The sequence below is a fragment of the Aliiroseovarius sp. B-4 genome (assembly GCF_056857795.1).
In genome coordinates, this window is record NZ_JBSXNV010000039.1 from 275,199 (window position 1) to 301,410 (window position 26,212).

Sequence of the window (26,212 nt, forward strand, 5' to 3'; positions counted from 1 at the left end):
GATCACTTCACCAGATAGGGTTTGCGCTGAATGCGGGTGGTGGGCACAAGGTCATGCCCAGCCGGGAAATCACCCATCAGATAGGGATGCATCCCCTGATTCTTCAAATCCTGCAAAAATTGCCCAAAGCCGCGAAGAGGCTTCATTTTTGGCATGCTCTGCAAAGCTCCGGTTTTTCGCGGGCCAATGTCATCCACCACGCTTTGCAGAGGCTCTGATGGATTCAGCACGAAATCGGCCAGCGACCAGATTTGCGTGCGCGCCCGCGCATAGCTGGATCGCAGCGCAGTCAGGTGTTCGCTTTCAATCTTTTGCAAGCGCGCCGCCTCGCACCGGATGTCCGAAAAGTTGCGGTTTGAATGAAACAGTGGCACCGCCCAGGCCCCGGATACGACATAAACGCGTGCGTTCGGGTCTTTGGCCATAACCCAGGACAGGTCTTGATTGTCCTTTGGTCCGTACTGAAAGCACTGGCGCTCGCCTCGCGTGTTCCATATCAGATTGGTCAGAAAGGCTTTGGGGTTATAGTCTCGCAGGCTGGCAGAATCGGTGAGCGCGCCGAAGAAGACCTGCGCACCGCCCGCAAAATGTGCTTTATCTTCGGCAAACAGGTGGCCGTGAACACGGGCGCTGACGGTATCGGCCAACCATTGGTCAAACCCTTCGAACAGTTCGGAAAACCCTTCCAGAACGGTATAGCGCGCGGCGGTTATGTTACCTTCATGCCCGGCCCGTGGAAAACGGCTTGGCATATAAAGGCCAGGCCGTCCCTTCGTGCGCCTTTCGATGGCCTTGGTAAAGATTCGGTCGATCTTGCCGGGGTTGGGTTCGGCGCCGGTGAGGACGACCTTCTGTTCGGATAAAAAGCTGTCATACAACTTGTCTGCGTATCTCCACGCCTTGCGGGCAACAAAGCAATCGGACCGTCGCAACAGTTGCAGATGGTCATCATGAAACACGTGTGGCTTCCCCTGAAAATCAAACTTTGACAGAGTCAGCGACCGGCTCTCGATCCGGGTCGAATGACGGCGGGTCAGGGTCTGATAATAGCTTTCATCAGGGATCCAGACGCGCCTGAAATATCGGTCATAGGCAGGTCGATGCGGATCGTTCAGGATCGCCGTCAGGGTGGCCCGCGTCAAACACCACCACTGGCTGCCCAGATGCGGCACTATCCCATCCGGGATGGGGCGTTTGATCCTGAGCCTGCGCTGAATGCTGACGTATCGGTCGAACAGGCGGCGGTGTCGTTTCCACGAAAACGGAAACCGAAGCGTGAACCGTTCGATGTCCAGCCCGCCGATGGTCCACGGCACATCTTCGGTCGTGACGCTTTCGATAAAGTCGGTTTGCGGACGGTTGCTCAGATATGACCGCATCTCGGAAACGGGACGCAACGGCAGACAGCTACCAGATGCCAGCAGGACGTGTTTCACGTCGGGAAATGTCTCTAACATGGCTTCAGCGGCCGTCTGACTGGCCGCGACCAAGGACCATGTGCCCCATTCGCAGTGACGGCGTTTGCAGAACCGGACGTTGTCCAAATCACCCAACGCGGCAGTGAAATTTGCGAAGTCGTCACGCGACACAAAGGCATCGACATGCACGACGACGGGGCAGTCATGCGTCGCCCAATGGCGCACCAACTGCTCGGCGCGATCACGCGCGTCGTGCACCAGCATGACGATGCCAAGGCTCATGCCCAGTTTCCTTTCGACATCAGGCCCAGCATCTCAAGCTGGCGCCAGTTCAGATACTTCTCGCTCCAGTCGCACCACAGGTCGGTATCCTCGTTGGTGCCATCGTGATAGGCGCGGTATTCGTGACTGTTGGCATAGTGTTGCCCGCGCTTCAGTTCTTCCACCGACTTATCCTTGAATGTGTCCAGGAATTTGGCGTGCAGCAAGCAGCCCGAGGCTTTCTCACCGCCCCATTGATCATAGACAAGGTTCAGGCCCCGCGGCAAAAGCGCGTGGGTTGAACTGACATAGGTGTAGTTTCTGTTCCATTTCACCAGCGGAATCTTGTTCAGGGCGGGGGCCTTCTCGGGCTTGTCCCGAAAAAAGGCGCGGGCGCGGGGGCCGCCTTGTATCCACAGGTTTCCATATTTGGGATTCCTGGTAATGGTGTAGTTGCCGCTGTCAAACCAGTCCGCAACCTCGAACGGGTTTTGCCCGGAGACATAACTGAGACTGTGCATCGGACCTTTGGGATACATGTCCAGAAGCATGACGCCAAATGATCTGACACCCGAATTGTCCAACCAGTCGGTCAGCGCCCGGATCGGACGCGTGTCGCAAAAGGGATAGATCAGGAATTCATCAGGATCGACCACTAGCGACCAATGCCCATGGGCATATTTGCGTTGCAGCCATCCGGTCCAGTTCACGCCGAAATTGGCGTTCTTGTAGCTGGCGTCTGTGGACCACAACGAGACATCGGGCTGGTCTGCCAAATACGTGGGGCCGCCATCGTCCGATCCATTATCGACAAAGAAGAAATGGTTCACGCCAAGGTCGCGATAGTAGTTGAGGAAGAATGGAAGCCGGATACATTCATTGCGGATCGTCGAAAAGCACAGAATATCGTTTGGCGCGATAGCCTCGGTTCGATTGGCAATCTCGGTCAGTTCGCGCCGTTTGCGAAATGCCCGGATCTGGCATTGCTTGCGTTTCAGTCGCAGTCGGTATGATGTCCAGACGCCCAAGATCTTCCCCGTATCAGACTGGTATTACGCTATCACTTGTTTAGGCCCAGCCGCCATTGGAAATAAGCCCCATTTCCATCAGCGGACGCCAGCCTTGATAGGCCACCGACTGGTCGTGCCACAGATCGGGTGCGGATGAGAGCCAGTCGTAATAGGCATCGAAATCTTCGGGCTGTCCGAAATGCTCCTGCCGCATCTTCTCCTCGCGTGACCGGGTCACGACGTCCGGCAGGAACTTTGTGTGCAAAAGCGCGCCTGACAAACGATCGTCGCCCGAAATGCACGCAGGTCCGTCCCAAGCGTGATTCAGGCGCGGCGGCAGCGCCGAATGGGTCGAGTTCAGATAGGCGAAGCGTCTATTCCAGTGCACAAGCGGCAACTTGTTCAGGGTCGGGGCGCGGGCGGGGTGGTCGGCAAAGAAAGCTCGATCACGCGGCCCGCCCTGCACCCACAGATTCTGCGCGGGGAATTGCCGCTGCGCCCGATAAGGAGCGGCATCGAAATACTGCAATATCTCGGTTGGATCCTGACCCGGCGTGTATGTCGCTTGGTCCAGCGGCCCCTTCGGATACATATCCAGCATCAACGCGCCCATCGCGGTAGCATTCGTTTGCGCCAGACGTGCGGTCAGATCGGACAGGGTCCGGGTATCGCTGTGAGGATAGACCAACAGCTCGTCCACATCGACGGTCAGGCACCAGTGACGATTCCCAAAACGAAACTGAAGCCATGTGGTCCAATCGACCCCGAAGCGCGACGCCTTGTAGCTGTCATGGGTGCGCCACAAAGACACGTCGGGTTGGTCCGCAAGAAAGGCTTCGGACGCATCGTCGCTGTTGTTCAGAACGAACAGAAAATGCCCGACACCCAGGGTGCGGTAATGGGCCAGGAAATGTGGCAACCGCGTGTATTCGTTGCGCGCTGTAGAAAAGGCCAGCACATGGTCGGGATCGATCCGGTCCGTGCGATCCACCACCGATTCAAGGTCGTGGCGCGACCGGAGGGATCGCCAGATCAAACGGCGGCGCTTCCACCGCATCCGATAGGCTGACCACAGATCCCGTCCGACCTCTCGCACAGGGGATTACTCGGCAGCCTTTTGCTGTGTAACGATATCATGGAGATAGTCGGAAAACTCTTCCCGAAGCTCTTCGCGCGCCATGCCAAAGGCAACAGTCGCTTGCAAAAAACCCGCTTTGGATCCGCAATCGAACCGCTGGCCACGGAACCGATACCCAAACACATCGCGCCCCCGCTTGATTTCCGAGGCGATGGCGTCGGTCAGTTGAATTTCCCCCCCTGCGCCGCTTTTCATCTTGTTCAGACTGCGCAGAACATCAGGCGTCAGGATATAGCGGCCAATCACTGCCAGGTTCGACGGCGCGTTTTCGATGGCTGGTTTTTCGACCATGCCCTTGACCGACACCATGGTGCCCATGTCCTGCTTCACGTCAAGGACGCCATAGGCGCTGGCCTTCTCGGCGGGCACCTCCATGGCGGCCACCATGCAACCCCCTGTTTCGCGATAGGCTTCAACCATCTGTTGCAGACAGGGTTTTTCGGCGGCGATCACGTCATCAGGCAGGATGACCGCGAATGGTTCGTTGCCGATAAGACGGCGGGCGCACCAGACCGCATGTCCCAGCCCCAACGCCTTGTGCTGGCGTATATAGGCGATCGCGCCGCTTTCCATATTGGTGTCTTTCAGGATTTCCAACAGGGCGTCTTTGCCCTTTTTCCGCAATTCCTGCTCCAGAATGGGTGAATTGTCGAAATAGTCCTCAAGCGCGCCTTTGCCGCGTGATGTCACAAAAAGAAATTCCTTGATCCCCGCCGCGCGCGCTTCGTCGATTGCGTATTGGATCAACGGGCGATCGACCAGCGTCATGATCTCTTTCGGAATCGATTTTGTGGCGGGCAGGAAACGCGTTCCCAACCCTGCGACCGGGAAAATGGCCTTGGTGACCTTTTTGTGCGTCATAAAACACCTCTGTCTTGACCGATCCGTCTGAATATACGTCCGATGGGCCAACAATAAATTACCTGTGCAGGCTTAAACTATATACCGAACACCAATGGGCGAAAAATCTGACAACTTCATGGCAATTGTTCACGATATTGGGTCAATCAGCGGCTTTTCTCAAGGTAATTCCATTTTTCGGCGAAAAGGTGCGGTCGATTGCCCGCTGCGTATGCGAAGCGTCGGCAATGGCGTCGACCTAGGCCATGCCAAGCTCGCCCAGGATGCGTTCGATTCTCGTGACATCTTCGGGGTTGTTCAATTCCCAGAACTGTTGCCCGCGCGCGTCGACTTCGACACATTGCACGGGGTGATCCCTTTCCAGAAAGCGTAACTGCTCCAATCCTTCCAATTGTTCCAGCGGTCCGGGCGTCCAGCGCGCATAGGCTGCCAAGGCGGCGGGGCGATAGGCATAGACGCCCACATGGTGAAACACCGGGGTCACGGTGTGATCGTCCCATGCGCCGTCTGCGACGTGCGGGATCACCTCTTTCGAAAAATAGAGCGCTTTGCCCTCGGCCCCGAACACCGCCGTTGTCGCCCCAACCCGCCCGGCGCGGCGGTCGTCAAGAAAGCCACCAAGTGCCCGGCCATCACATCGCAGAACCGGTGTCGCCATCTCGGCAATCGGGTGGGCGTTCAACGCAGCAATCAGATCCTCGACAAACCAGGGCGGCGTCAGCGGGGCATCGCCTTGCAGGTTCACCACAATATCAAAGGCACCGCCCAACGCATCCAACGCTTCGGCACAACGCTCGGTGCCATTTCGACAGGTCGCAGATGTCATGACAACTTCGGCTCCGAAGCCTTCAGCCTCGGTGCGGATACGGTGATCATCTGTCGCAATGACAACGCGGTCCACACCGCCTACTGCCTGCGCCGCATCCCAACTGCGCTGGATCAGAGACTTTTCTTGCCCGGTCGCACCGCGCAGTGGCACCAGTGCCTTACCTGGATAACGGACCGAGGCGTAGCGCGCCGGGATGACGATCAGAACACTCATCCATCAGGCTTTCTTCAGGTCGACCCCTGGGGCGTAGGCAATGAAAAACGGGTTGGCATAATCCGGCTTGCCATAGGTCAGCGGCGCATGGTCGTCAAAGCGCACCACATCTCCACCCGCGCCTTTCAGCACCGCATGTCCTGCGGCGGTGTCCCATTCCATCGTGCGGCCGACACGGGGATAGATGTCCGCTTCGCCCGTTGCCACCAGACAGAATTTCAGCGAACTGCCCGCCGACCGCATATCCTTGACGGCATATTTTCCGATGTAATCATCCGTGGCCTGATCACGGTGCGACTTTGAGGCCACGACCATCAGCGCCGCATTATCCGGCGACGTGACAGAAATCGGGGACAGGGCCCCAACCGCGCCCCTGTCGAAAGGGCCTTGTTCCTCGACACTGCTGCCATCGGCGCGGGTGAAGAACATTCGGCCTTTTGCGGGGGCATAGACGACACCGCGAACGGGTGTGCCGTCCTCCACATAGGCGATGTTGACGGTGAAATCCCCGCGCCGGTGAATGAATTCCTTGGTGCCGTCCAAAGGATCAACGATCAAAAACGCGTCGGCCTGCTGCCCGTGGCTATCGGCTTGCTCTTCCGTCACCAACAACACGTCTGGAAAGGCGTCTCGCAAACCCGCCGAGATCACGGCGTCAGCCGCTTCGTCGGCAGCCGTCACCGGGCTGTCATCAGACTTCGACCGGACATCAAAATCATCCGAATTGTAGATCTCCATTATCACATCACCAGCCGCAAGCGCCAGTTTGCGCATAACGCTTTCCAAACGGTCAAAATCCAAGGTCTTGCTCCTTATCCGCCAAGCTGTGCGGCCCGGTTGATTACATAATTTCGCCCACTTATGATGATTGAGTAAAGGAACGGCAAGAATTCCCTGCGAGAATCCCCCCATTGCGGGCAAAAAGGCAGCGCCATGTTTGAAGTGAAAGTGAACAGAACCCGGTTGGAGGCTGCGGCCTCAATGGTGTCGGTGATCTATCACGCGACGGTCTATGACCTTCGAAAGTCACACCCAAATGCGATAGTCGGCCTGCTGATCAATATCCTTCAATCGCTTCTGATGGTCGCGATTTTCTTCGTGATGATAAGCGTGTTCGGCCTGAGGACAAGCGCCATTCGCGGGGATTTCCTGCTCTACATCATGTCGGGCATTTTCATCTTCATGACGAACATCAAAACCATGAAATCGGTGGCAACTGCGGCAGGCGCGACATCAACCATGATGCTGCATGGACCGATGAACACGCTCGTATCCATCACCGCAGCCGCCCTGGGGGCGCTTTACCTGCAGACCCTGTCCATCGTCGTGGTGCTTACGATTTACAGCCTGGCGTTCAAGCCGGTTGAAATATACGATCCGGGCGGGGCATTCATGATGCTGTTGCTCGGCTGGTTCAACGGCGTTTCAGTCGGCATCGTTTTCATGGCCCTGAAACCATGGTTCCCGCGATTCACGCAGGTCGCCACAACGCTTTACATGCGGGTGAACATGTTTGCATCAGGCAAGATGTTTGTCGCGAACACGTTGCCGTTTTTCATGCTGGCCCTGTTTTCGTGGAACCCGCTGTTTCATATTATTGATCAGGCACGCGGCTATGCCTTCATCAATTATGTTCCACATTACACAAGCTGGCAGTATGCACTGATCGTGTCGATCGTGTTGGCCTTTCTTGGCCTGCTGGGCGACAGCTACGGCCGCAGGTATGTGTCGGCCAGTTGGGAAGCCCGGCGTTAAACCTCATCAGATGCGGTTGGTGCGATCTCGACCACCCGAAGCGTCAGGTTGATCCGCCCACGGTCACGCAGAAGGTCGGAAGACCCAAAGCGCAAACGATCAATCCCGTGATAGGCCAGCCGCGAAGGACCGTCCAGCACCAGAACGTCACCGGAGCCAAGCCAAGCGGACTGCGTCGATCCCTGCCGCTTGATCCCGCCAATCCGAAACAGCGCATCATCGCCAAGGCTGATCGACACGACCGGAAACGAGAAATCACCTTCGTCCCGGTCCTGATGCAGCCCCATCCGCGCACCATCGCCGTAATAGTTGACCAAACAACAGTCGGGCAGCCGATCCGCGCCTGACACAGCACGCCAGACCTCAAGCGCAAGGTCGGGGATTTCGGGCCAAGGCGCGCCTGTCGGGTGGCGCGGCTCATAACGATAACCCCGCCGGTCCGACACCCAGCCCAGACGTCCCGCCGATGTCATCCGCACAGACATCTGCTTGCCCCATCGCGTTTCGGGGTGGAAAAAAGGTGCAACAGACACCACATCCCGCAGTGCAGAAACAAGCGCTTCCTGTGTTGGACGATCCAGCATCCGCTTGAAAAGCCTCGCCCCTGCCAGATCCATCGGGGGAATGTCGTGCGCAATCATAGGCAAAACCCTGAAAATGACTCGTTTTTTGGCCCTTTGCGGCCCCTTGAACGCTTGCAGGCCCCATTTCCCCTACTTATATACGCCCAGACGCCGGACTGGGGTACGCCCATTCGGTCAGAAATCTGGGATCAGGGGCCGATGCTTTGCAAGGTCGGCTCCCACAACATCGCCTAAGAGAGGATTTTGAGCATGGCTAAAGTCATCGGTATCGACCTCGGCACCACCAACTCTTGTGTTGCCATCATGGACGGCTCGCAACCGCGGGTCATTGAAAACGCAGAAGGCGCACGCACGACGCCTTCGATCGTCGCCTTCAAGGACGACGAACGCCTTGTTGGTCAGTCGGCAAAACGTCAGGCTGTCACCAACCCCGACAACACCGTCTTTGCAGTGAAGCGCCTGATCGGTCGCAACATGCAAGACCCGGCTGTCGAGAAAGACAAGAAGCTTGTCCCTTACGCCATCGTAGATGGTGGCAATGGTGACGCATGGGTTGAAGCTGCCGGGCAGAAATATTCGCCCTCGCAAATCTCGGCCTTCATTCTGGGCAAGATGAAAGAGACGGCAGAAAGCTATTTGGGTGAGGAAGTCACTCAGGCCGTGATCACCGTGCCCGCCTATTTCAATGACGCCCAGCGTCAGGCCACCAAAGACGCCGGCAAGATCGCTGGCCTTGAAGTGCTGCGCATCATCAACGAACCGACGGCTGCTGCACTGGCCTATGGCCTGGACAAGTCGGAAACCCACACCATCGCGGTTTATGACCTTGGCGGCGGCACGTTCGACGTGACCATTCTGGAAATCGACGACGGCCTGTTTGAAGTGAAATCCACCAACGGCGACACGTTCCTTGGCGGTGAAGACTTCGACATGCGCATCGTTCAGTATCTGGTCGACGAGTTCAAAAAGGAAAACCAGGTCGATCTGTCGAAAGACAAGATGGCCTTGCAACGCCTGAAAGAAGCCGCCGAAAAAGCCAAGATCGAGCTGTCCAGCTCGTCGCAGACCGAGATCAACCAGCCCTTCATCTCGATGGGGTCGGATGGCTCGCCCTTGCACATGGTCATGAAGCTGACCCGCGCCAAGCTGGAAAGCCTTGTGTCGGACCTGATCAAACGCTCGATGAAGCCCTGCCAGGCTGCGCTGAAAGACGCTGGTCTGTCGAAAGACGACATCGACGAGGTGGTTCTGGTCGGTGGTATGACCCGTATGCCGAAGGTCATCGAAGAAGTGTCGAAATTCTTCGGCAAGGAACCCCACAAAGGTGTAAACCCGGACGAGGTTGTGGCCATGGGTGCCGCCATTCAGGCCGGTGTTCTGCAAGGCGACGTGAAAGACGTTGTGCTTCTGGACGTGACCCCGCTGTCGCTGGGCATCGAAACGCTGGGTGGTGTGTTCACACGCCTGATCGACCGCAACACGACGATCCCGACCAAGAAGTCGCAGATCTTCTCGACCGCGGAAGACAACCAGAACGCCGTGACGCTGCGCGTGTTCCAGGGTGAGCGTGAAATGGCCGCCGATAACAAGATCCTTGGCCAGTTCAATCTGGAAGACATCCCACCCGCACCGCGTGGCATGCCGCAGATCGAAGTGACCTTCGACATCGACGCCAACGGCATCGTGGAAGTGGGAGCCAAGGACAAAGGCACGGGCAAAGAGCAGAAGATCACCATTCAAGCCTCGGGCGGTCTGTCGGATGACGACATCGAAGCCATGGTGAAAGACGCCGAAGCCAATGCCGAGGCCGATAAGGAGCGCAAAGAGCTTGTCGAAGCCAAGAACCAGGCCGAAAGCCTGATCCATTCGACCGAAAAGGCGATGGAAGAACATAACGACAAGGTCGACCCGACCACGATCGAAGCGATCGAGCTGGCCATTGCCGCGCTGAAGGATGTGATGGAAGAAGACAATGCCGACAAGATCAAGTCGGGCATCCAGAACGTCACCGAAGCGGCCATGAAGCTGGGTGAAGCGATCTATAAGTCGCAACAAGAAGAAGCGGCTGGCGAAGAGCCCGAAGACGCCGACGGCCCTCCGGCGGTGGATGACGACATTGTCGACGCCGACTTCGAAGACCTTGACGACGAAAACAAGCGTTAAGTCTGAATAGGTAACGGGCGGGGCTGCCCTTGCAGCCCTGCCCCCTCCCAAAGGGAGATTTCCATGTCAAAGCGTGATTATTACGAAGTTCTCGGAGTGTCGAAGGGCGCGTCTGCGGAGGAGCTGAAAAAGGCTTACCGCAAGAAGGCAAAAGAGCTTCACCCTGATCGCAACTCGGACAACCCTGATGCCGAAGCCCAGTTCAAAGAGGCGAACGAGGCTTATGACGTGCTGAAGGATGCCGACAAGAAAGCGGCCTATGACCGGTTTGGGCATGCTGCCTTTGATGGCGGCATGGGCGGCCGTCCCGGTGGCGGGCACCATGGCGGCAATGGCGATTTCGCCAGTGCGTTTTCCGATGTGTTCGACGACCTGTTCGGTGACTTCATGGGCGGCGGTCGTGGCGGCGGCGCGCGCGCGCAACGAGGGTCTGATCTGCGCTATAACCTGCGTGTGACGCTGGAAGAAGCGTTCGCAGGGCTACAAAAGACCATCAACGTGCCGACATCCGTGTCCTGCGACGAATGCAGTGGCACAGGGGCCGAAGCGGGGGCCGAACCAACCGTTTGTCCGACCTGTTCGGGCATGGGAAAAGTGCGTGCCCAGCAAGGGTTCTTTACCGTCGAACGCACCTGCCCAACCTGTCAGGGCACCGGGCAGATGATCCAGAACCCCTGCAAAAGCTGCGGTGGCGCGGGCCGCAAGCACAAGGAACGCTCACTGTCGGTCAACATCCCGGCAGGGGTGGAAACCGGCACGCGGATCCGTTTGTCTGGCGAAGGCGAAGCCGGATTGCGCGGTGGTCCGACGGGGGATCTGTATATCTTCATCGACGTGGCCGAGCACCCGATCTTCGACCGCGAAGGCCCGCATCTTCATTGTCGCGTGCCAGTCTCGATGGCCTCTGCGGCGCTGGGCGGCGATATCGAAGTGCCGACCATCGACGGCGGCCGGTCGCGGGTGAAAATCCCGGCGGGCAGCCAATCGGGGCGGCAGATGCGTCTGCGGTCAAAAGGTATGCCGGGCCTGCGGGGCGGGCCGCGTGGCGATATGTATATCGAACTTGCGGTGGAAACGCCGGTGAACCTGACCGCGAAGCAAAAAGAGCTGTTGCGCGATTTCGAAAAACTGTCGGAAGAGAACAATCCCGAAAGCTCATCCTTCTTCACCAAGGTGAAGAGTTTTTGGGACAGTATGAAAGGCTAACAACCATGCGTTGTTAACCTTTCATTCACCACTTTTGGTGCAGTCTGCTCTCATGACCGAGAGCAGACAATTCCAGTTCGATGAAATGCCACAGGCGCTGTTTGACGCAGACGAAGCGCCTGTTCTTCCGGTGGCGGTCAAGGACGGCAAACTGCCATCCTATATCAAGGACCACCGCAAACGCCTGCGCGATCGGTTCATGGATGGCGGGGCGCAGGCAATGCCGGATTACGAAATGTTAGAGCTTGTGCTGTTCCGCGCCATTCCGCGACGGGATGTGAAGCCGCTGGCGCGCTGTCTGCTGGACACATTCGGCGATTTCAACCGCGTGGTGACGGCGCCTGTGCAGCGCCTGCGCGATGTGCCGGGGATTGGTGACGCTGTGATCACCGAATTGAAGATCGTGGAAGCCGCAGCGCAGCGCATGGCGCGCAGCCGTGTCATTCAGCGGCATGTGATTTCATCCTGGGATGCGGTGCTGGATTATTGCCACACGACCATGGCGCATCGCGACACTGAACAGTTCCGGGTGCTGTTTCTTGATCGTAAAAACGTTCTGATCGCGGACGAGGCGCAGGGGCAGGGCACCGTGGATCATGTGCCGGTCTATCCGCGCGAGGTGGTCAAACGGGCGCTGGAACTGAATGCCTCGGCAATCATCCTTGTGCACAACCACCCTTCAGGCGACCCCACGCCATCTGATAGCGATATTCAGATGACACAGCAGGTGAACGACGCGGCAACCGCGCTGGGTCTGACACTGCATGACCATCTGATCATCGGCAAATCGACAGAGCTTAGCTTTCGCGGGTCGGGGTATCTTTAAGATCAGTCAACCCAGATTTCGACCCGACGGTTGACGCGGCGCCCCCATGCGCTGTCGTCACAGGCCATGGGCATCGCTTCACCAAACGCATCGACCTGAAGATCAACCCGGGTATCGTCGAAAGCCTCTAGCTGCGCCAAGACCTGCTTGCGCACAGCCGTGGCGCGTTTGCGGGCCAGATCAAGGTTTTGCTCCGCCGCGCCCTGTCCATCAGAGAACCCGACAAACACCATCTGACGCCCATCAAAACGCCCACTTTCCAAAGCCTTAGCCAGCAGCGCGACGTTGGAACGGGAAGGCGCATCCAACCGGGTCGAACCCCCTTGGAAGCGGAAGCTGATCGACAAGCGGTCCTTGCCGTCGAACATATCCACCATGCGCTTCAACTCGGGCAGGGCCACTTCGTCACCGGCTGCTGAAATGGCGTTGGCCATACGATCCCCCTGATCCTGTATCGGAATACGCGTCAGCGCCTGATCGACAAACCCGGCCCGGCGCGTCACGAACTGCGCGCTGTCGGTGCGAAGATAAGACAGAAACTCGCGCCCCAGAAGCGGCAGACGCCGCTCGGGCAGATACAGATACATTGGCATGGTCAGCGGATAATCTTCCGACTTGATCGACCGGGCCGATGCCTGCACGCGGAAGCCACAGGTGCCGGACAGTTGAACAACCTCGCCATTGCCGGGGCGCATGAAGGACGTGATCGCGATGCCGAACGGATCACGCGCGATGGCATCATTCAACGCTGTGGTCGACGGATGGAAGCGCACCCGATCCGACAGGCTGACACCGCTTGCGGCGATGACTTGTTGCATGAAGGCAGGGCCAAAGCCTTCTTCGATATCCATCAGATAGGGCGTGATGGGGGCGTCTTCGCCGCCAAGCTCGCTCCAATTCCTGATCTTGCCGGCATAGATGGCCGCCAGTTGCGTAATGGACAGTTTGGTAACTGGATTACCCGGTGACACAACCGGCACCAGCGCATCCAGCGCGATCACCCGGCTTTGCCGCGCAATCCGCAGATCGCCCAACCCAGCCTCGCGCGCCATGCTGCGTTCACGGGTCGACGCCTGCCGCATCGACAGAACCATATCAGCCTGCTGCCCCAACAGATCTGCAAACCCTTCGGCGCTCGAGGTCAGCTTGATCGTTATGCGAGCCTGTTCCTGCCCGGAAACCCCATCATAGAGCGTGTAGAGCGTGCCGATCCCCAACACTTCTTCACGTTTGAGCGCATACCCTTCGCGCAGTGCGAAGCCTTCGACCAGGGCAGGAAACAACACCTCGCCCATCGCATAAGCTCCTGAAATGGTCAGTTCCGCCACAAACGGTCCAAGGTTTGGGCAACCCGGTCCCTCGCAGGTGACGCCGGAACTGTCGACGGTCAGGATGCCAAACTCGGTATCCACCCGGTAGAACTCGCCATCGAAGGTCAGAAGGGTGCCGGTCAGCTCGATCTCGCCATCCCGAGAGGTCAGCGTTACATCGCCAGCGACAGCGGCCTGACCAGTTGCCAGCATCACGTAGGCCATCGCGACGACCGCGCGCAAAATGTTCATGGCGCCCCCCAACCCGTGCAAATCCCTTGCGCAATCATCCGAATTGGCGTGCGGGATTTCAACCACTGATGTTGTCAGCGCGACCAATCATGCCAATCGACCGTGACAATGTTTGAACTTCTTTCCTGATCCGCAAGGGCAGGGATCGTTGCGTGACGGGTTGCCCCATGTCGCCGGGTTGGTTTCGTCAAACCCGTCCTTCGTATCCTGAGCTTCATCCGCAGCCTGCGCCAACGCCTTCTGCTGCTGGACCATCTGCTGCATCATCGCCTGCTGTTCTTCCTCGGACATCGGGCGAATCTGGGCCAGTTTCTTGGTCACATCGGCACGCAGACCATCCAGCAGGCTTTCGAACAACTGGAACGCTTCATTCTTGTATTCGTTCAGCGGATCACGTTGGGCATAGCCGCGGAACCCGACGACCGAGCGCAGGTGATCCAGCGTCAGAAGATGATCGCGCCACTTGCTGTCGATCGTTTGCAGCACCAGTTGCTTTTCGATGGACCGCATGGTTTCTGGCCCGAAATCTGCGGCTTTCTTGGCCATGAAGGCGTCCGATGCATCGTAAAGCCGTTCGCGAATGCTGTCATCGTCCACGCCTTCCTCGGCGGCCCAGTCAATTACCGGGGCTTCGAAGCCCAGATTCTCGATCACCGCCGCTTGCAAGCCCTGGGTATCCCACTGATCCGCATAGGATTTTGGTGGCATATGAACGTCAACCAGATCGTCAATCACCTGATGGCGCATATCACCCACGATCTCGGACAGGTCTTCGGCTTCCATGATTTCCAGACGCTGACCAAAGATCGCTTTCCGCTGATCATTCATCACGTCGTCAAACTTCAGCAGTTGTTTACGAATGTCGAAGTTGCGGCCTTCGACCTTGGCTTGCGCACGCTCCAGCGACTTGTTCACCCACGGGTGAATGATCGCCTCGCCTTCTTTCATGCCAAGGGTGGACAACACCTTTTCCAACCGCTCGGATCCGAAAATGCGCATCAGGTCATCTTCCAGCGACAGAAAGAACGATGATCGACCCGGGTCGCCCTGACGGCCGGAACGGCCGCGCAACTGGTTGTCGATCCGACGGCTTTCGTGACGTTCGGTGGCCAGAACGAACAGGCCACCGGCTTCTTTCACGGCTTGTTCATCCGCCTTGTGGGCGGCTTCAATCTCGGCGCGGATTTCGTCGGGGTTGCCATCAGGGTTGGCAGCAATCGCCTCCATCACCTTGAACTCAACGTTTCCGCCCAGCTTGATGTCGGTCCCCCGACCGGCCATATTCGTGGCGATTGTCACGGCGCCCAGCTTACCTGCGTCTGCAACGATCTGCGCTTCACGCTCGTGTTGGCGCGCGTTCAGAACGTCATGCTTGATGCCCGCTTCAGTCAAAAGCTGCGACAGCGTTTCCGATTTCTCAATCGAGGTGGTGCCGACCAGGATCGGCTGCCCTTTTTCGTTGGCGGTGCGGATTTCCTCGACCACTGCGCCATATTTCTCGCCCGTGGTACGATAGACGGCATCGTGCTCGTCCACCCGCGCAATGGGTCGGTTGGTCGGGATCTCTACCACACCCAAGCCATAGATTTCGTCGAATTCATCGGCTTCGGTCAGGGCCGTGCCGGTCATGCCGGACAACTTGTTGTACAGGCGAAAATAGTTCTGGAACGTCACAGAGGCCAAGGTCACGTTTTCTGGCTGTGTCTTGCAGCCTTCCTTGGCTTCAATCGCCTGGTGCAGGCCTTCAGACATGCGGCGACCGGCCATCATGCGTCCGGTAAATTCGTCGATCAGCACAACTTCACCGTCGCGCACAATATAGTCCTTGTCGCGCTGGAACAGCTTGTGCGCCCGCAAGCCCTGGTTGACGTGGTGAACGATGGTCGTGCTTTCCGGGTCGTAAAGCGACTGACCTTCAGGCAGCAGGCCGCGCGCATGCAGCACCTCTTCCAGAAACTCGTTGCCTTCCTCGGTAAAAGTGGCGCCACGGTTCTTTTCGTCAATCGTATAATGCTCTTCAGTCAGCTCTGGGATCAGCGCGTCGATGGTCACATAAAGCTCTGAGCGATCTTCGGACGGACCAGAGATGATCAGGGGCGTGCGCGCCTCGTCAATCAGGATCGAGTCAACCTCATCCACGATCGCAAAATTATGACCGCGCTGATACATATCTTTCAGTTCGGATTTCATATTGTCGCGCAGATAGTCGAACCCAAGCTCATTGTTGGTCGCATAGGTCACGTCACAGGCATAGGCGGCGCGTTTTTCGTCATCTGCCTGATGCGGATAGACAACGCCGGTTGTCAGCCCCAACGCGCCATAAACCTTGCCCATCCAATCCGCGTCACGCCTGGCCAGATAGTCGTTCACCGTAACGATATGGACACCGTCGCCCGACAGCGCGTTCAGATAGGCGGGGAAGGTTGCGACAAGGGTTTTCCCTTCGCCGGTCTTCATTTCTGCAATGTTTCCACGGTGCAGGAAAATCCCGCCGATCAACTGCGTATCAAATGCCCGCAAGCCCAGCGCGCGTTTCGCAGCCTCACGGCAGTTCGCGAAGGCTTCGGGCAGGATCGCATCCAGCTTTTCGCCGTCTGCGATGCGTTTTTTGAACTCTTCGGTCTTGGCGATGATGCCGTCATCCGTCAGGGCGGCAAATTCATCCTCAAGCGCGTTGATTTGTTCGACGATCGGGCGGGTCGTTTTGATCATTCGGTCATTGGGGGTGCCAAAGACCTTGCGCGCGATTTTTCCAAGCATATTTTCTTGCCTCAATGCGGTTCTGACGCTGGTGTGACCAGAGGGAACTTGCCCGTCCCTGCATGGCCCCCTATCTAGGGGCTCAAGAACCAGCGCTCTCAAGCCTTCAAGCGATGTAAGCGCCGGGTGTAAAACTGTCAATGTTGCCGGGGAACCCGGCCTGATTTGAGGATAAAAACATGTTGAAACGCAACGCTCTTCTTTTGACCTCCGCCTTGTCGGTCTGGCTGGCGCTACCACTGAGTGCCCAAGATACCGGCACGACCGAGGCACAAACGGACATGCCAGAGGTCGAAATGATCGAGCTGACAGGCGACACGGTGATTGCCACCGTCAACGGTGAAGACATCACCATGGCGCATCTGGTTGCTGCGCGGGCCAGCCTTCCCGAGCAGTTTCAGCAATTGCCCGATGATGTGCTGCTGCCGGGCATTGTCGAACAATTGATCCAGCAGGCGGTTTTGGGGCAAGCCATGGGCGAACTGAGCAACCGCGCCGAGATTCGTCTGGAGAACCAGCGTCGTGAACTGGCTGCCAATGAAAAGGTAGAAGAAGTAATCTCGGGTGCCGTGACCGATGAGGCTTTGCAGGCGGCATATGATACGGAATATGCCAATGCCGAACCGACACAGGAATTCAGTGCCGCTCATATCTTGGTGGAAACCGAAGACAAGGCGAAAGAACTGATCGAGGAACTGGACGGCGGGGCGGATTTTGCCGAGCTGGCGAAAGAAAACTCCACCGGCCCCTCGGGTCCAAATGGTGGCGATTTGGGCTGGTTTACTGCCGGTATGATGGTCAAGCCATTTGAAGATGCAGTGATGGGCTTGGAAGCTGGTGCCATTTCGGCCCCTGTCCAAACGCAGTTTGGCTGGCATGTGATCAAGCTGAATGAAACCCGGATGAAAGGCGCGCCGACGCTGGACGAAGTGCGCGACGAACTAAGCGCCAAAGTCGAGAACGACGCTGTCGAAGCCGCACTGAAGGCGCTGCTGGATGCCGCAAAAATTGACCGCATCGCGCTTGAGGGGATCGACCCGGCCGCGTTGCGTGATATGACGCTTCTGGACAAGTAAACCAAAAAGGGTGTGGGCATGGGGAAGAATGCCAAGATCAAGAAGCTGAAAAAGAAGATGCGGAAGTTGAAAGCGCGACTTGTCGCCGCACAGACACATACCCATGCCATCGCACCGCTGGCGCCAAAAACCTTCCCCAACCTGCCGGTGATAGCGGGCGCGCGGTTCGCGGCGGCCAAGGCGGGGATCAAATATGCAGATCGGCTGGACGTCATGCTGGCCGAACTGCAACCCGGCACCTCCATCGCTGGCGTCTTTACCAGGTCGGCAACGCGCTCTGCCCCTGTGTTGGATTGTCAGGCCAAATTGGGGTCCGACACTTCCGAGGGTGCCGCGATTCTGGTCAATGCCGGAAACTCGAACGCGTTTACGGGTGCCGCCGGTGACGGGTCGGTTGACGCCATCACATCCGAGGTGGCCAGGGCGCTGTCGATTCCGAAAAACAGGGTCTATACTGCCTCAACTGGCGTGATTGGCGAGCCTTTGCCCCATGATCGCATTGTCGCACGGATTGATGAGATGGCAGGCACGTTGGTGCCAGACGGGCTGGAACAAGCCGCACAAGCCATTCGCACCACCGATACCTTCGCCAAAGGTGCCAAGGCCGAGGTCAAGATGGGGGATCGCACCGTCCATATTGCCGGGATCGGCAAAGGGTCAGGTATGATCGCACCTGACATGGCAACCATGCTGGTGTTCATCTTTACCGACGCCAAAGTTGCGCAGGACGACCTGCAATCCATGCTGTCGGAGCTGACTGAAACGAGCTTCAACAGCATCACCGTGGACAGTGACACCTCCACATCTGACACGCTTCTTTTGGCGGCCACCGGCGCTTCGGGCGTCGAGGTCAAGAAAGGCAACCAGGCATTCCGCACCGCTTTGCATGGGGTCATGCTGGATCTGGCACATCAGGTCGTGCGCGATGGCGAGGGGGCAACCAAATTCGTCGAGGTGCGCGTCACCGGCGCGAGATCCGACACTGATGCTCGCACTCACGCACTGGCGATCGCAAATTCCCCGCTGGTGAAAACCGCAATTGCGGGCGAAGACCCGAACTGGGGTCGCGTGGTCATGGCGATCGGAAAATCCGGTGCCTATGCCGAACGCGACAAGCTGTCGATCCGGTTCGGGGATGTTCTGGTGGCCGAAGATGGCTGGGTTTCACCGCAGTATCGCGAGGAAGATGGCGCGGACTATATGAAACGGGACGAGCTTGTCATTGCCGTCGATCTGGGTGTTGGTGACGGCACTTCATCTGTCTGGACCTGCGATCTGACCCATGGATATATTCAAATCAACGCTGACTATCGATCATAACGCGGGTTAGGGGCGTGGAATGAAGGTTGTTCTTGTCTCGGCCGTGGCGCTGATCGACCGCGATGGTCGGGTGTTGCTGGCGCAACGACCCGAAGGCAAATCCATGGCAGGGCTGTGGGAGTTTCCCGGCGGCAAGGTTGAGCCCGGCGAGACGCCCGAGCACGCACTGATCCGTGAACTCAAGGAAGAGCTTGATATCGACACCTGGGCCTCTTGCCTTGCGCCGCTGACTTTTGCCAGCCACAGCTATGAAGACTTTCACCTTTTGATGCCGGTCTTTGCGTGTCGAAAATGGGAAGGCCAGCCAAAACCGCAAGAAGGTCAATTGCTTAGCTGGGCGCGTATAGACAAACTTCGAGACTATCCCATGCCACCAGCCGACCTTCCGCTGATCCCCATTTTGCGTGACTGGCTGTAAACCGCGCACATCTTGGCGAGAATATGTTCAAACACAAAATACCTGCTATGGTTGCACCGAATCGTTGTCTATGAATTGGGAGAATTCTGATGTTGCGGACGATTGTGCTTGGAAGTTGCGTAATGGTGCAGGGTCAGTATGTCCGGGATCTTTCAGACGGACGTATCGTCGTTCGGGTCGAAGATCGCTTGTTTTCGGGTCGCCCGGTTGACCAGCGCAAGGCAGCTTAACCCATCACCGGTATTGATTGCCTGTTGGCAAACGAATAAGGGGACGGTCAGACCGTCCCCTTTTTTGCATCCCGGCGCTGGGTGTTAATCCAGCGAGCGTTCGACTTCTTCACGTTCGAAGATCTCGATCACGTCATTGGGTCGGATGTCGTCATAATTCTCGAACGCCATCCCGCATTCCTGACCTGACTGCACCTCTTTCACTTCGTCCTTGAAGCGTTTCAGTGTCTTCAACGTGCCTTCGTGGATCACCACGTTGTCCCGCAGCAAGCGCACACCAGCCGAGCGGCGCGCGACGCCTTCGGTGACAAGACAGCCGGCAACCTTGCCAACGCCTGACACTTTGAAGACTTCACGAATCTCGGCATAGCCGATGAAGTTTTCACGCACTTCGGCGGACAACAGACCCGACGCCGCCGCTTTCACATCATCCACCAGATCATAGATGATCGAGTAATAGCGGATCTCGACGCCCTTCTGGTTGGCCGAATTACGCGCCGATGCGTTCGCACGGACGTTGAAACCAATCACAGGCGCACCCGACGCTTCGGCCAGACCGATGTCGGATTCCGTGATCGCGCCAACACCATAATGCAGCACGCGTACGCGCACTTCGTCGTTGCCGATTTTCTCCATCGCCTGAACGATGGCTTCGGCGGACCCTTGAACGTCGGCTTTGACCAGAATGGGCAGCTCGGCGACATCTTCGTCGGCCTTCGCCTTTGCCATCATCTGCTCCAGCGTGGTCGCGGCACCTGCTGCTGCACGCTTGTCCTTGGCGGCCTGCTCGCGATATTCAGCGATTTCGCGGGCCTGCGCTTCGGTATCCACAACGTTCAGAACATCGCCCGCTTCGGGTGTGCCGTTCAGGCCAAGCACCTCTACCGGGACAGAAGGCCCGGCTTCCGACACACGATCACCCTGATCGTTCACCAGCGCACGGACCTTGCCGTATTGTTCGCCCACAACGAAGATGTCACCCTGTTTCAGCGTGCCGTTCTGCACCAGAACGGTGGCCACAGGTCCGCGACCCACGTCAAGCTGCGCTTCGATCACAGCACCGGATGCGGCACGGTTCGGGTTGGCTTTCAGCTCAAGTATCTCGGCCTGAAGCGCGATGGCTTCCAGCAGTTCATCCAGCCCCTGACCGGTGATGGCCGACACCTCGACATCCTGCACGTCGCCCGACATCTTTTCGACAATCACTTCATGTTGCAAAAGCTCGGCGCGCACCTGATCGGGGTTTGCCGCGGGTTTGTCACATTTGTTGATGGCGACGATCATCGGCACTTTGGCCGCCTTGGCGTGGTTGATCGCTTCGATGGTCTGCGGCATCACCGCATCATCGGCAGCCACAACCAGAACCACGATATCCGTGACCTGCGCCCCACGGGCACGCATCGACGTAAACGCCGCGTGGCCGGGCGTATCAAGGAAGGACAGCACCGCGCCGCTATCGGTTTTGACCTGATAGGCCCCGATATGCTGGGTGATTCCGCCTGCTTCACCAGCCGTCACCTTTGCGTTCCGAATCGCATCCAGAAGCGAGGTTTTACCGTGGTCAACGTGACCCATGATGGTGATGACCGGCGGACGATCGACAAGGTCTTCTTCCTTGTCTTCGACCTGATCGATCACGTCCTCAACATCGGCATCCGACACGCGTACGACCTTGTGGCCAAACTCCTCGATAATCAGTTCGGCGGTGTCTGCATCAATGGATTGGTTCTGCGTGACCATCATGCCCATGTTCATCAGCGACTTGACGACATCCGCCACGCGCTCGGCCATGCGAACGGCAAGCTCGGACACCACGATGGCTTCCGGCAGCTGCACGTCACGAATGATCTTTTCGCGATCGACCTGTTCGCCCATCGCTTTCTGACGCGCGCGTTCCTGCTTGCGGCGCATCGAGGCGACCGAGCGGTGACGATCGCCACCACCGCGCAGGGCCTGGTTCAGCGTCAGCTTGCCTGAACGACGGCCATCGTCGCGCGCCGCACCTTTGGTGTTGCGGTTCTGACGATCCGCGGCTCCGCCACGGTCATCTTTCTTGCGCGGGCCTGATGCTGCTTTCCCGGCGCCACGCTGTTCAGCAGCTTGGGCGGCGGCAGGATCAGCGGCAGGCGCCGGTTGCTTGACACTCTTCTTGGCTTCTTCGGCATCGCGCTTCTTGCGATCTTCCTCTTCAGCCTTCGCTTTCAGGGCTTCTTCGCGTTCACGCTCTTCGCGTTCTTTGGCCTCAGCCTCTTCGCGGCGGCGATTGCGTTCTTCCTCGCGCGCCTTTTCCTCGGCGGCGCGGGCTTCGGCTTCTTCCGTCTCGCGGGCCTTGGCGGCCTGCAAGGCTTTCATCCGGCGCTCCAGCTCGGCATCCGAAATGCCGGCGGGGCGTTTCTTTGGATCGCCCGCCGCAGGAGAGGTCGCACCAGCACCCGAAGCCGCACCCGGCTTGGGCACGACAACGCGCTTGCGTTTCGTTTCGACCACGACGTTCTTCGTCCGCCCGTGGCTAAAGCTTTGCTTTACCTGACCGGGGCGTGATCCGCCGCGCAGTCCCAGGGTTTTTTTGCCGTCATTATCGCTCATCTGGTCTTCGTACCTTTCCGGTGACCGTTGCCACCGTCGCTATCTTGCACGCGCATCGCTTGTAGTTTCTTGGCTTCCTCTACAACACGGGATGCCAAACCACCAGACGCAAGCGCGCCATGTATCACATTTTCACGCCCGAAGGCCATTCCCAGCTCATCCGCCGTCAGGCAGGTAAAGAACCGGTCGCGGCCGGGCGGTGGGCGGAGCTTCGACTTGCCCCTCTCGGACCCATCCGACGCCTGGATCAAGACCGCCGCTTGCTCCTTAACAAGCCAGTCTTTCACCTTTTCAAACCCGGCGACCGCACCCCCCGCTTTCCGCGCAAGGCTGATCAGGTGGACCACGCGTGCCGCCAGCGCCTTTTCAAGCATCGGCAGCAAATCACCGGGCACGGTCACTTGCTGTTTGGCCGCGCGGGAAAACAATCCCTTGTTGGCGGCCTTTGTCAGCGCAGCACGGTCAGCAGACACCCAAATCCCACGACCGGGCAGTTTGCCAAGCAGGTCCGGCACAATCGACCCATCCGGCCCGACGACAAATCGGATCAACCCGGCCTTGGGCTGGGTTTCTCCGGTCGCGATACAGCGCCGTTCCGGCTCTTCCGGCCCCTTGTTTTGACCACCGCGCGTCATGCGCCGCCCCCGAGGCCTGAGATCAGGCCTCGGCCTCCTCGGTTGCGTCGTCTTCGTCGGCTTCCTCTTCGGTCACGAGATCGGCGGGATCGACCCAACCCAACAGGATGCGGGCCGTCATCACCATGTCTTGCGCCTGTTCCAGCGTGATGCCGAATTTTTCAAGCGAACCATCGTCCTTTGTCCGCTCGCCATCAACCGTGGTCCAGCCACCGGCCAGTTCCCAGTCGGCGCAGGTGGCAAAGTCTTCCAGCGATTTCACGCCATCTTCGGCCAGCGCTTCGATCATCTGCGGGGTCAGGCCTTCGAAGGCAACCAGGCTGTCTTCGACGCCCAGCGCGCGGGCGTTTTCCAGCGCCTTGGCATTCTGTGCTTCCAGATAGTCGCGGGCGCGGGCTTGAAGCTCTTCTGCCGTCGCGGCGTCGACACCGTCGATCACCAGCAGCTCATCAAGCTCCACATAAGCAACCTCTTCGAGGTTTGCAAATCCCTCGGACACAAGAAGCTGTGCGAAGAATTCGTCCAGATCCAGCGTGTCCATGAACAGCTTGGTGCGTTCGGCGAACTCGGCCTGACGACGTTCGCTTTCCTCGGCCTCGGTCATGATGTCGATGTCCAGACCCGTCAACTGCGAGGCCAGACGCACGTTCTGACCGCGACGGCCAATGGCCAGCGACAATTGCTCGTCGGGAACGACAACTTCGATCTTGCCGGCTTCTTCGTCCAGAACAACCTTCGAAACCTCAGCAGGCTGAAGCGCGTTCACAAGGAAGGTCGGCTGATCTTCGTTCCACGGAATGATGTCGATTTTCTCGCCCTGAAGCTCGTTCACGACGGCTTGCACGCGCGAACCGCGCATACCGACACAGGCACCCACCGGGTCGATCGAGCTGTCATACGAGATCACAGCGATCTTCGCGCGCGAACCGGGGTCACGGGCTACCGCCTTGATCTCGATGATACCGTCATAGATTTCGGGCACTTCCATCTTGAACAGCTCGGCCATGAACTCGGGCGCGGTGCGGCTCAGGAAAATCTGCGGGCCACGGGCTTCGCGGCGGACATCCTTGATGTAGCAGCGGATGCGATCATTCGGGCGATAGGCTTCGCGGCCGATCTTCTCGTTCCGGCGCAGGATGGCTTCGCCAGTGCCCACGTCAACGATGACATTGCCATATTCTTCGCGTTTGACCTGACCATTGATGATCGTGCCGGCGCGGTCCTTGAATTCTTCATACTGGCGATCCCGCTCGGCTTCGCGGACCTTCTGCAAGATCACCTGCTTGGCGGATTGGGCGGCAATTCGACCCATTTCAACCGGCGGCACTTCTTCCACGAATGTGTCACCAACCTTGGGGTCGTCCATGTATTGCCTGGCCTGATCGACGGTGAACTCGGCCTGATAATTCTCAAGCTCGTCATCCTCGACCACGGTGCGCACGCGGGTGAAAGTGGCGCGGCCCGTCTTGCGGTCGATTGCCACGCGAATGTCCATTTCCGCGCCATACCGCGACTTGGCGGCGCGTGCCAGGCTTTCTTCCATCGCTTCGATCACCAGCGCCGGGTCGATCATCTTTTCGCGCGCGACAGCCTCGGCGGTCTGGAGCAGCTCCAACTGGTTTGCAGAAGTAATTGCCATGGGTTCAGTCCTCCTCGGAACCGGTGATTTCTTGAATTTCGTCAAATTGCGTTTCGTCGATCTGACCCGTGTCTTTACGCTGGTTCAGAACTTGGCGAATAAGGTCATCTGTCAGGACCAGCTTGGCCTCTGACAGCCAATCAAAATCAAGCCCAATGGTGACTGTTTCACCTTTATTCTCGATCTCGATCAGCACGTCATTGCCATCGACACCCGCCAATTCGCCCTTGAAGCGCTTGCGGCCGTCGATCAGCTCGGATGTTTCGATCTTGGCAATGTAACCGCTCCAGTCCGCGAAATCTTTCAGGCGGGTCAGGGGGCGGTCAATGCCGGGCGAGCCGACTTCAAGCGTATAGTTATCGTCAATCGGGTCCTCGACATCCAGAACCGCGCTGACGGCGGTCGAAATCTCGGCGCACTGGTCGACTTCGATCCCACCATCGGGGCGTTCGGCCATGATCTGCAATGTGGGCGTATTGCCGCCCATCAGGCGCAGACGCACAAGTTCAAACCCCATCCCTTCGATCACGGGCTGGACGATCTCGGCAAGACGCCGGTCTATGGCTGCTTTGGCAACAAGGTTGCTCACACGCATCTCCAAAACAAAAAAACGGGCCAGCGGGCCCGTCGGAATTTCCGGTGGAGCTTCGGGGGTGGAGGCCGAAGCGCCGCTGTTGAAAGGGGATATAGGTCAGTTATCGGCGGGATGCAAGCCGAGTCTGCTACGCCCCCAACGTATCGCGCTGCCGGGCCAGTTTTTCCATCGTGCGGATCAACTCGTCGGCGATGCCGCGCTCGGACAGTGCATGGCCCGCCATATGGATCATCCGCAGGTCAGAAGATGGCCAGCGTTGGTGCAGCCGATAAGCGGTTGTCGGGGGGCAAATCATGTCGTGGCGACCCTGCACGATGGTGCCGGGAATATGAGCAATCTTCGGCATATCCCGCAGAATCTGGCCATCCGTCTCAAGAAACGCGCCATGGGTGAAATAGTGGTTTTCCAGCCGCGCAAAGGCGCGGGCGTAATCCGCCGGGCTGTCAATCATCGTCCCAGTGTTGTTGATCGAGGCCAGCGCATTTTCCCACCCGGTCCAAGCCTTGGCAAAGCGCGCCTCTTCGCCCGGATTGCCGGAAAACAGGCGCCGGTTATAAGCGGCGATCATGTCGTGGCGCTCGTCCTCGGGAATCAGGCTTTCGAAACGTTCCCACAATTCGGGCCAGAACCGGCCCGCCCCACCGCCATAAAACCAGGTCAATTCCGCCTGCGTGGCCAGAAAGACACCGCGCAGAACCAGCCACGCCACACGGGACGGGTGCGTTTGCGCATAGATCAGCGCCAGCGTCGCCCCCCAACTGCCGCCGAACACGACCCAGCGATCAACGCCAAGGGTCAACCGGATATGTTCGATGTCCTGCACCAGATGCCATGTGGTGTTGGCCTCGATACTGGCATGGGGGCGCGAGCGCCCGCAGCCGCGCTGATCAAACAGGATAATACGGTAATCATCAGGATCGAAGAACCGGCGCATCGCGGGTGACGACCCACCCCCCGGCCCGCCATGGAACACCACGACGGGGATGCCATGCGGATTTCCGCTTTGCTCGACATAGATGCGATGCCCATCGCCCACATCCAACATGCGCCGATCAAACGGGTCGATCGGGGGATGAAGCCTTGCAGTGGCGTTGTTTTTTCCCGCGGCCTTGTCCATATGTCATCTA

At 58.2% G+C, this 26,212-nt stretch carries 22 protein-coding genes; 8 read left to right on the top strand and 14 right to left on the bottom strand.

Features of this window, described 5'->3' with window-relative positions:
- Nucleotides 1-2 precede the first annotated feature (2 nt).
- The 6 genes from AC13C8_RS12300 to cysQ all read right to left on the bottom strand — a co-directional run bounded on the left by AC13C8_RS12300 (nt 3) and on the right by cysQ (nt 6,531).
- Complete coding sequence (locus AC13C8_RS12300; protein ID WP_482847566.1) at nt 3-1,700, bottom strand: DUF5927 domain-containing protein; 1,698 nt, start codon at nt 1,698-1,700, stop codon at nt 3-5.
- Nucleotides 1,697-2,707 (bottom strand): glycosyltransferase family 2 protein, encoded by a 1,011-nt coding sequence (locus tag AC13C8_RS12305; RefSeq protein ID WP_482847568.1) that lies wholly within the window; start codon nt 2,705-2,707, stop codon nt 1,697-1,699. The genes AC13C8_RS12300 and AC13C8_RS12305 overlap by 4 nt, the downstream gene beginning before the upstream one ends.
- Nucleotides 2,708-2,747: 40 nt before the next feature.
- Nucleotides 2,748-3,746 carry a glycosyltransferase family 2 protein gene (locus tag AC13C8_RS12310; protein ID WP_482847569.1) on the bottom strand — a complete coding sequence of 333 codons (999 nt, stop codon included), beginning with the start codon at nt 3,744-3,746 and terminating at the stop codon, nt 2,748-2,750.
- A 45-nt stretch (nt 3,747-3,791) separates the two neighbouring features.
- On the bottom strand, nt 3,792-4,688 hold the full coding sequence (gene galU, locus AC13C8_RS12315) for a UTP--glucose-1-phosphate uridylyltransferase GalU (protein ID WP_091427563.1): 897 nt from the start codon (nt 4,686-4,688) through the stop codon (nt 3,792-3,794).
- 238 nt (nt 4,689-4,926) lie between these two features.
- Nucleotides 4,927-5,730: a 3-deoxy-manno-octulosonate cytidylyltransferase gene (locus tag AC13C8_RS12320; RefSeq protein ID WP_091427566.1), complete on the bottom strand. Its 804-nt coding sequence runs from the start codon at nt 5,728-5,730 to the stop codon at nt 4,927-4,929.
- Between the two features lie 3 nt (nt 5,731-5,733).
- Nucleotides 5,734-6,531, bottom strand: a complete 798-nt coding sequence (gene cysQ, locus AC13C8_RS12325; RefSeq protein ID WP_482847570.1) for a 3'(2'),5'-bisphosphate nucleotidase CysQ — start codon at nt 6,529-6,531, stop codon at nt 5,734-5,736.
- 132 nt (nt 6,532-6,663) lie between these two features.
- Between cysQ and AC13C8_RS12330 the strand changes: the two genes are divergently transcribed.
- Nucleotides 6,664-7,485: an ABC transporter permease gene (locus tag AC13C8_RS12330; protein WP_091427572.1), complete on the top strand. Its 822-nt coding sequence runs from the start codon at nt 6,664-6,666 to the stop codon at nt 7,483-7,485.
- Here the strand turns inward: AC13C8_RS12330 and AC13C8_RS12335 are convergent.
- Nucleotides 7,482-8,126 carry an alpha-ketoglutarate-dependent dioxygenase AlkB family protein gene (locus AC13C8_RS12335; protein WP_482847572.1) on the bottom strand — a complete coding sequence of 215 codons (645 nt, stop codon included), beginning with the start codon at nt 8,124-8,126 and terminating at the stop codon, nt 7,482-7,484. The genes AC13C8_RS12330 and AC13C8_RS12335 overlap by 4 nt on opposite strands.
- 192 nt (nt 8,127-8,318) lie before the next feature.
- On the opposite strand from AC13C8_RS12335, the gene dnaK reads away from it, so the two are divergent.
- The 3 genes from dnaK to radC all read left to right on the top strand — a co-directional run bounded on the left by dnaK (nt 8,319) and on the right by radC (nt 12,264).
- On the top strand, nt 8,319-10,232 hold the full coding sequence (gene dnaK / locus AC13C8_RS12340) for a molecular chaperone DnaK (protein WP_482847573.1): 1,914 nt from the start codon (nt 8,319-8,321) through the stop codon (nt 10,230-10,232).
- 63 nt (nt 10,233-10,295) lie between these two features.
- Complete coding sequence (dnaJ, locus tag AC13C8_RS12345; protein WP_091427580.1) at nt 10,296-11,438, top strand: molecular chaperone DnaJ; 1,143 nt, start codon at nt 10,296-10,298, stop codon at nt 11,436-11,438.
- A gap of 85 nt (nt 11,439-11,523) precedes the next feature.
- Nucleotides 11,524-12,264, top strand: coding sequence for a RadC family protein (gene radC / locus AC13C8_RS12350; protein ID WP_091431908.1), 741 nt, complete (start codon nt 11,524-11,526; stop codon nt 12,262-12,264).
- A gap of 2 nt (nt 12,265-12,266) precedes the next feature.
- On the opposite strand, the gene AC13C8_RS12355 is transcribed toward radC, so the two are convergent.
- The gene (locus AC13C8_RS12355) at nt 12,267-13,826 is read right to left on the bottom strand and encodes a substrate-binding domain-containing protein (protein WP_482847574.1); all 1,560 of its coding nucleotides are present in this window, start codon (nt 13,824-13,826) and stop codon (nt 12,267-12,269) included.
- An 87-nt stretch (nt 13,827-13,913) separates the two neighbouring features.
- Entirely contained in the window at nt 13,914-16,586 is a 2,673-nt protein-coding gene (secA, locus tag AC13C8_RS12360) for a preprotein translocase subunit SecA (protein ID WP_091427584.1), read from the bottom strand.
- A 179-nt stretch (nt 16,587-16,765) separates the two neighbouring features.
- Here secA and AC13C8_RS12365 point away from each other — a divergent pair, with 179 nt between their 5' ends.
- From AC13C8_RS12365 to AC13C8_RS12380, 4 genes are all read left to right on the top strand, one after another.
- Nucleotides 16,766-17,662 carry a peptidylprolyl isomerase gene (locus tag AC13C8_RS12365; RefSeq protein WP_482847576.1) on the top strand — a complete coding sequence of 299 codons (897 nt, stop codon included), beginning with the start codon at nt 16,766-16,768 and terminating at the stop codon, nt 17,660-17,662.
- Between the two features lie 18 nt (nt 17,663-17,680).
- A complete protein-coding gene (argJ, locus tag AC13C8_RS12370) occupies nt 17,681-18,982 on the top strand; it encodes a bifunctional glutamate N-acetyltransferase/amino-acid acetyltransferase ArgJ (protein ID WP_482847578.1) in 1,302 nt (433 codons plus the stop codon).
- A gap of 19 nt (nt 18,983-19,001) precedes the next feature.
- On the top strand, nt 19,002-19,400 hold the full coding sequence (mutT, locus tag AC13C8_RS12375; protein ID WP_091427590.1) for an 8-oxo-dGTP diphosphatase MutT: 399 nt from the start codon (nt 19,002-19,004) through the stop codon (nt 19,398-19,400).
- Between the two features lie 89 nt (nt 19,401-19,489).
- On the top strand, nt 19,490-19,630 hold the full coding sequence (locus AC13C8_RS12380) for a hypothetical protein (protein ID WP_091427591.1): 141 nt from the start codon (nt 19,490-19,492) through the stop codon (nt 19,628-19,630).
- Nucleotides 19,631-19,714: 84 nt separating this feature from the next.
- On the opposite strand, the gene infB is transcribed toward AC13C8_RS12380, so the two are convergent.
- From infB to pip, 5 genes are all read right to left on the bottom strand, one after another.
- Nucleotides 19,715-22,216, bottom strand: coding sequence for a translation initiation factor IF-2 (infB, locus tag AC13C8_RS12385; RefSeq protein ID WP_482847579.1), 2,502 nt, complete (start codon nt 22,214-22,216; stop codon nt 19,715-19,717).
- The gene (locus AC13C8_RS12390) at nt 22,213-22,851 is read right to left on the bottom strand and encodes an RNA-binding protein (RefSeq protein WP_482847580.1); all 639 of its coding nucleotides are present in this window, start codon (nt 22,849-22,851) and stop codon (nt 22,213-22,215) included. The genes infB and AC13C8_RS12390 overlap by 4 nt, the downstream gene beginning before the upstream one ends.
- 22 nt (nt 22,852-22,873) lie before the next feature.
- Nucleotides 22,874-24,490, bottom strand: a complete 1,617-nt coding sequence (nusA, locus tag AC13C8_RS12395; protein ID WP_482847582.1) for a transcription termination factor NusA — start codon at nt 24,488-24,490, stop codon at nt 22,874-22,876.
- A 4-nt stretch (nt 24,491-24,494) separates the two neighbouring features.
- Nucleotides 24,495-25,079, bottom strand: a complete 585-nt coding sequence (gene rimP, locus AC13C8_RS12400) for a ribosome maturation factor RimP (RefSeq protein WP_091431911.1) — start codon at nt 25,077-25,079, stop codon at nt 24,495-24,497.
- 133 nt (nt 25,080-25,212) lie between these two features.
- Nucleotides 25,213-26,202 carry a prolyl aminopeptidase gene (gene pip / locus AC13C8_RS12405; protein WP_482847584.1) on the bottom strand — a complete coding sequence of 330 codons (990 nt, stop codon included), beginning with the start codon at nt 26,200-26,202 and terminating at the stop codon, nt 25,213-25,215.
- Nucleotides 26,203-26,212: the final 10 nt, after the last annotated feature.

What these genes read in the sequence shown, in the direction of transcription:
- galU (WP_091427563.1), bottom strand. Translation starts at nt 4,688, where the DNA reads ATGACGCACAAAAAGGTCACCAAGGCCATTTTCCCGGTCGCAGGGTTG.
- radC (WP_091431908.1), top strand. Translation starts at nt 11,524, where the DNA reads ATGCCACAGGCGCTGTTTGACGCAGACGAAGCGCCTGTTCTTCCGGTG.
- AC13C8_RS12300 (WP_482847566.1), bottom strand. Translation starts at nt 1,700, where the DNA reads ATGAGCCTTGGCATCGTCATGCTGGTGCACGACGCGCGTGATCGCGCC.
- AC13C8_RS12355 (WP_482847574.1), bottom strand. Translation starts at nt 13,826, where the DNA reads ATGAACATTTTGCGCGCGGTCGTCGCGATGGCCTACGTGATGCTGGCA.
- AC13C8_RS12330 (WP_091427572.1), top strand. Translation starts at nt 6,664, where the DNA reads ATGTTTGAAGTGAAAGTGAACAGAACCCGGTTGGAGGCTGCGGCCTCA.
- argJ (WP_482847578.1), top strand. Translation starts at nt 17,681, where the DNA reads ATGGGGAAGAATGCCAAGATCAAGAAGCTGAAAAAGAAGATGCGGAAG.
- secA (WP_091427584.1), bottom strand. Translation starts at nt 16,586, where the DNA reads ATGCTTGGAAAAATCGCGCGCAAGGTCTTTGGCACCCCCAATGACCGA.
- AC13C8_RS12310 (WP_482847569.1), bottom strand. Translation starts at nt 3,746, where the DNA reads ATGCGGTGGAAGCGCCGCCGTTTGATCTGGCGATCCCTCCGGTCGCGC.
- dnaJ (WP_091427580.1), top strand. Translation starts at nt 10,296, where the DNA reads ATGTCAAAGCGTGATTATTACGAAGTTCTCGGAGTGTCGAAGGGCGCG.
- AC13C8_RS12335 (WP_482847572.1), bottom strand. Translation starts at nt 8,126, where the DNA reads ATGATTGCGCACGACATTCCCCCGATGGATCTGGCAGGGGCGAGGCTT.
- AC13C8_RS12390 (WP_482847580.1), bottom strand. Translation starts at nt 22,851, where the DNA reads ATGACGCGCGGTGGTCAAAACAAGGGGCCGGAAGAGCCGGAACGGCGC.
- AC13C8_RS12320 (WP_091427566.1), bottom strand. Translation starts at nt 5,730, where the DNA reads ATGAGTGTTCTGATCGTCATCCCGGCGCGCTACGCCTCGGTCCGTTAT.
- dnaK (WP_482847573.1), top strand. Translation starts at nt 8,319, where the DNA reads ATGGCTAAAGTCATCGGTATCGACCTCGGCACCACCAACTCTTGTGTT.
- AC13C8_RS12365 (WP_482847576.1), top strand. Translation starts at nt 16,766, where the DNA reads ATGTTGAAACGCAACGCTCTTCTTTTGACCTCCGCCTTGTCGGTCTGG.
- AC13C8_RS12380 (WP_091427591.1), top strand. Translation starts at nt 19,490, where the DNA reads ATGTTGCGGACGATTGTGCTTGGAAGTTGCGTAATGGTGCAGGGTCAG.
- nusA (WP_482847582.1), bottom strand. Translation starts at nt 24,490, where the DNA reads ATGGCAATTACTTCTGCAAACCAGTTGGAGCTGCTCCAGACCGCCGAG.
- infB (WP_482847579.1), bottom strand. Translation starts at nt 22,216, where the DNA reads ATGAGCGATAATGACGGCAAAAAAACCCTGGGACTGCGCGGCGGATCA.
- mutT (WP_091427590.1), top strand. Translation starts at nt 19,002, where the DNA reads ATGAAGGTTGTTCTTGTCTCGGCCGTGGCGCTGATCGACCGCGATGGT.
- pip (WP_482847584.1), bottom strand. Translation starts at nt 26,202, where the DNA reads ATGGACAAGGCCGCGGGAAAAAACAACGCCACTGCAAGGCTTCATCCC.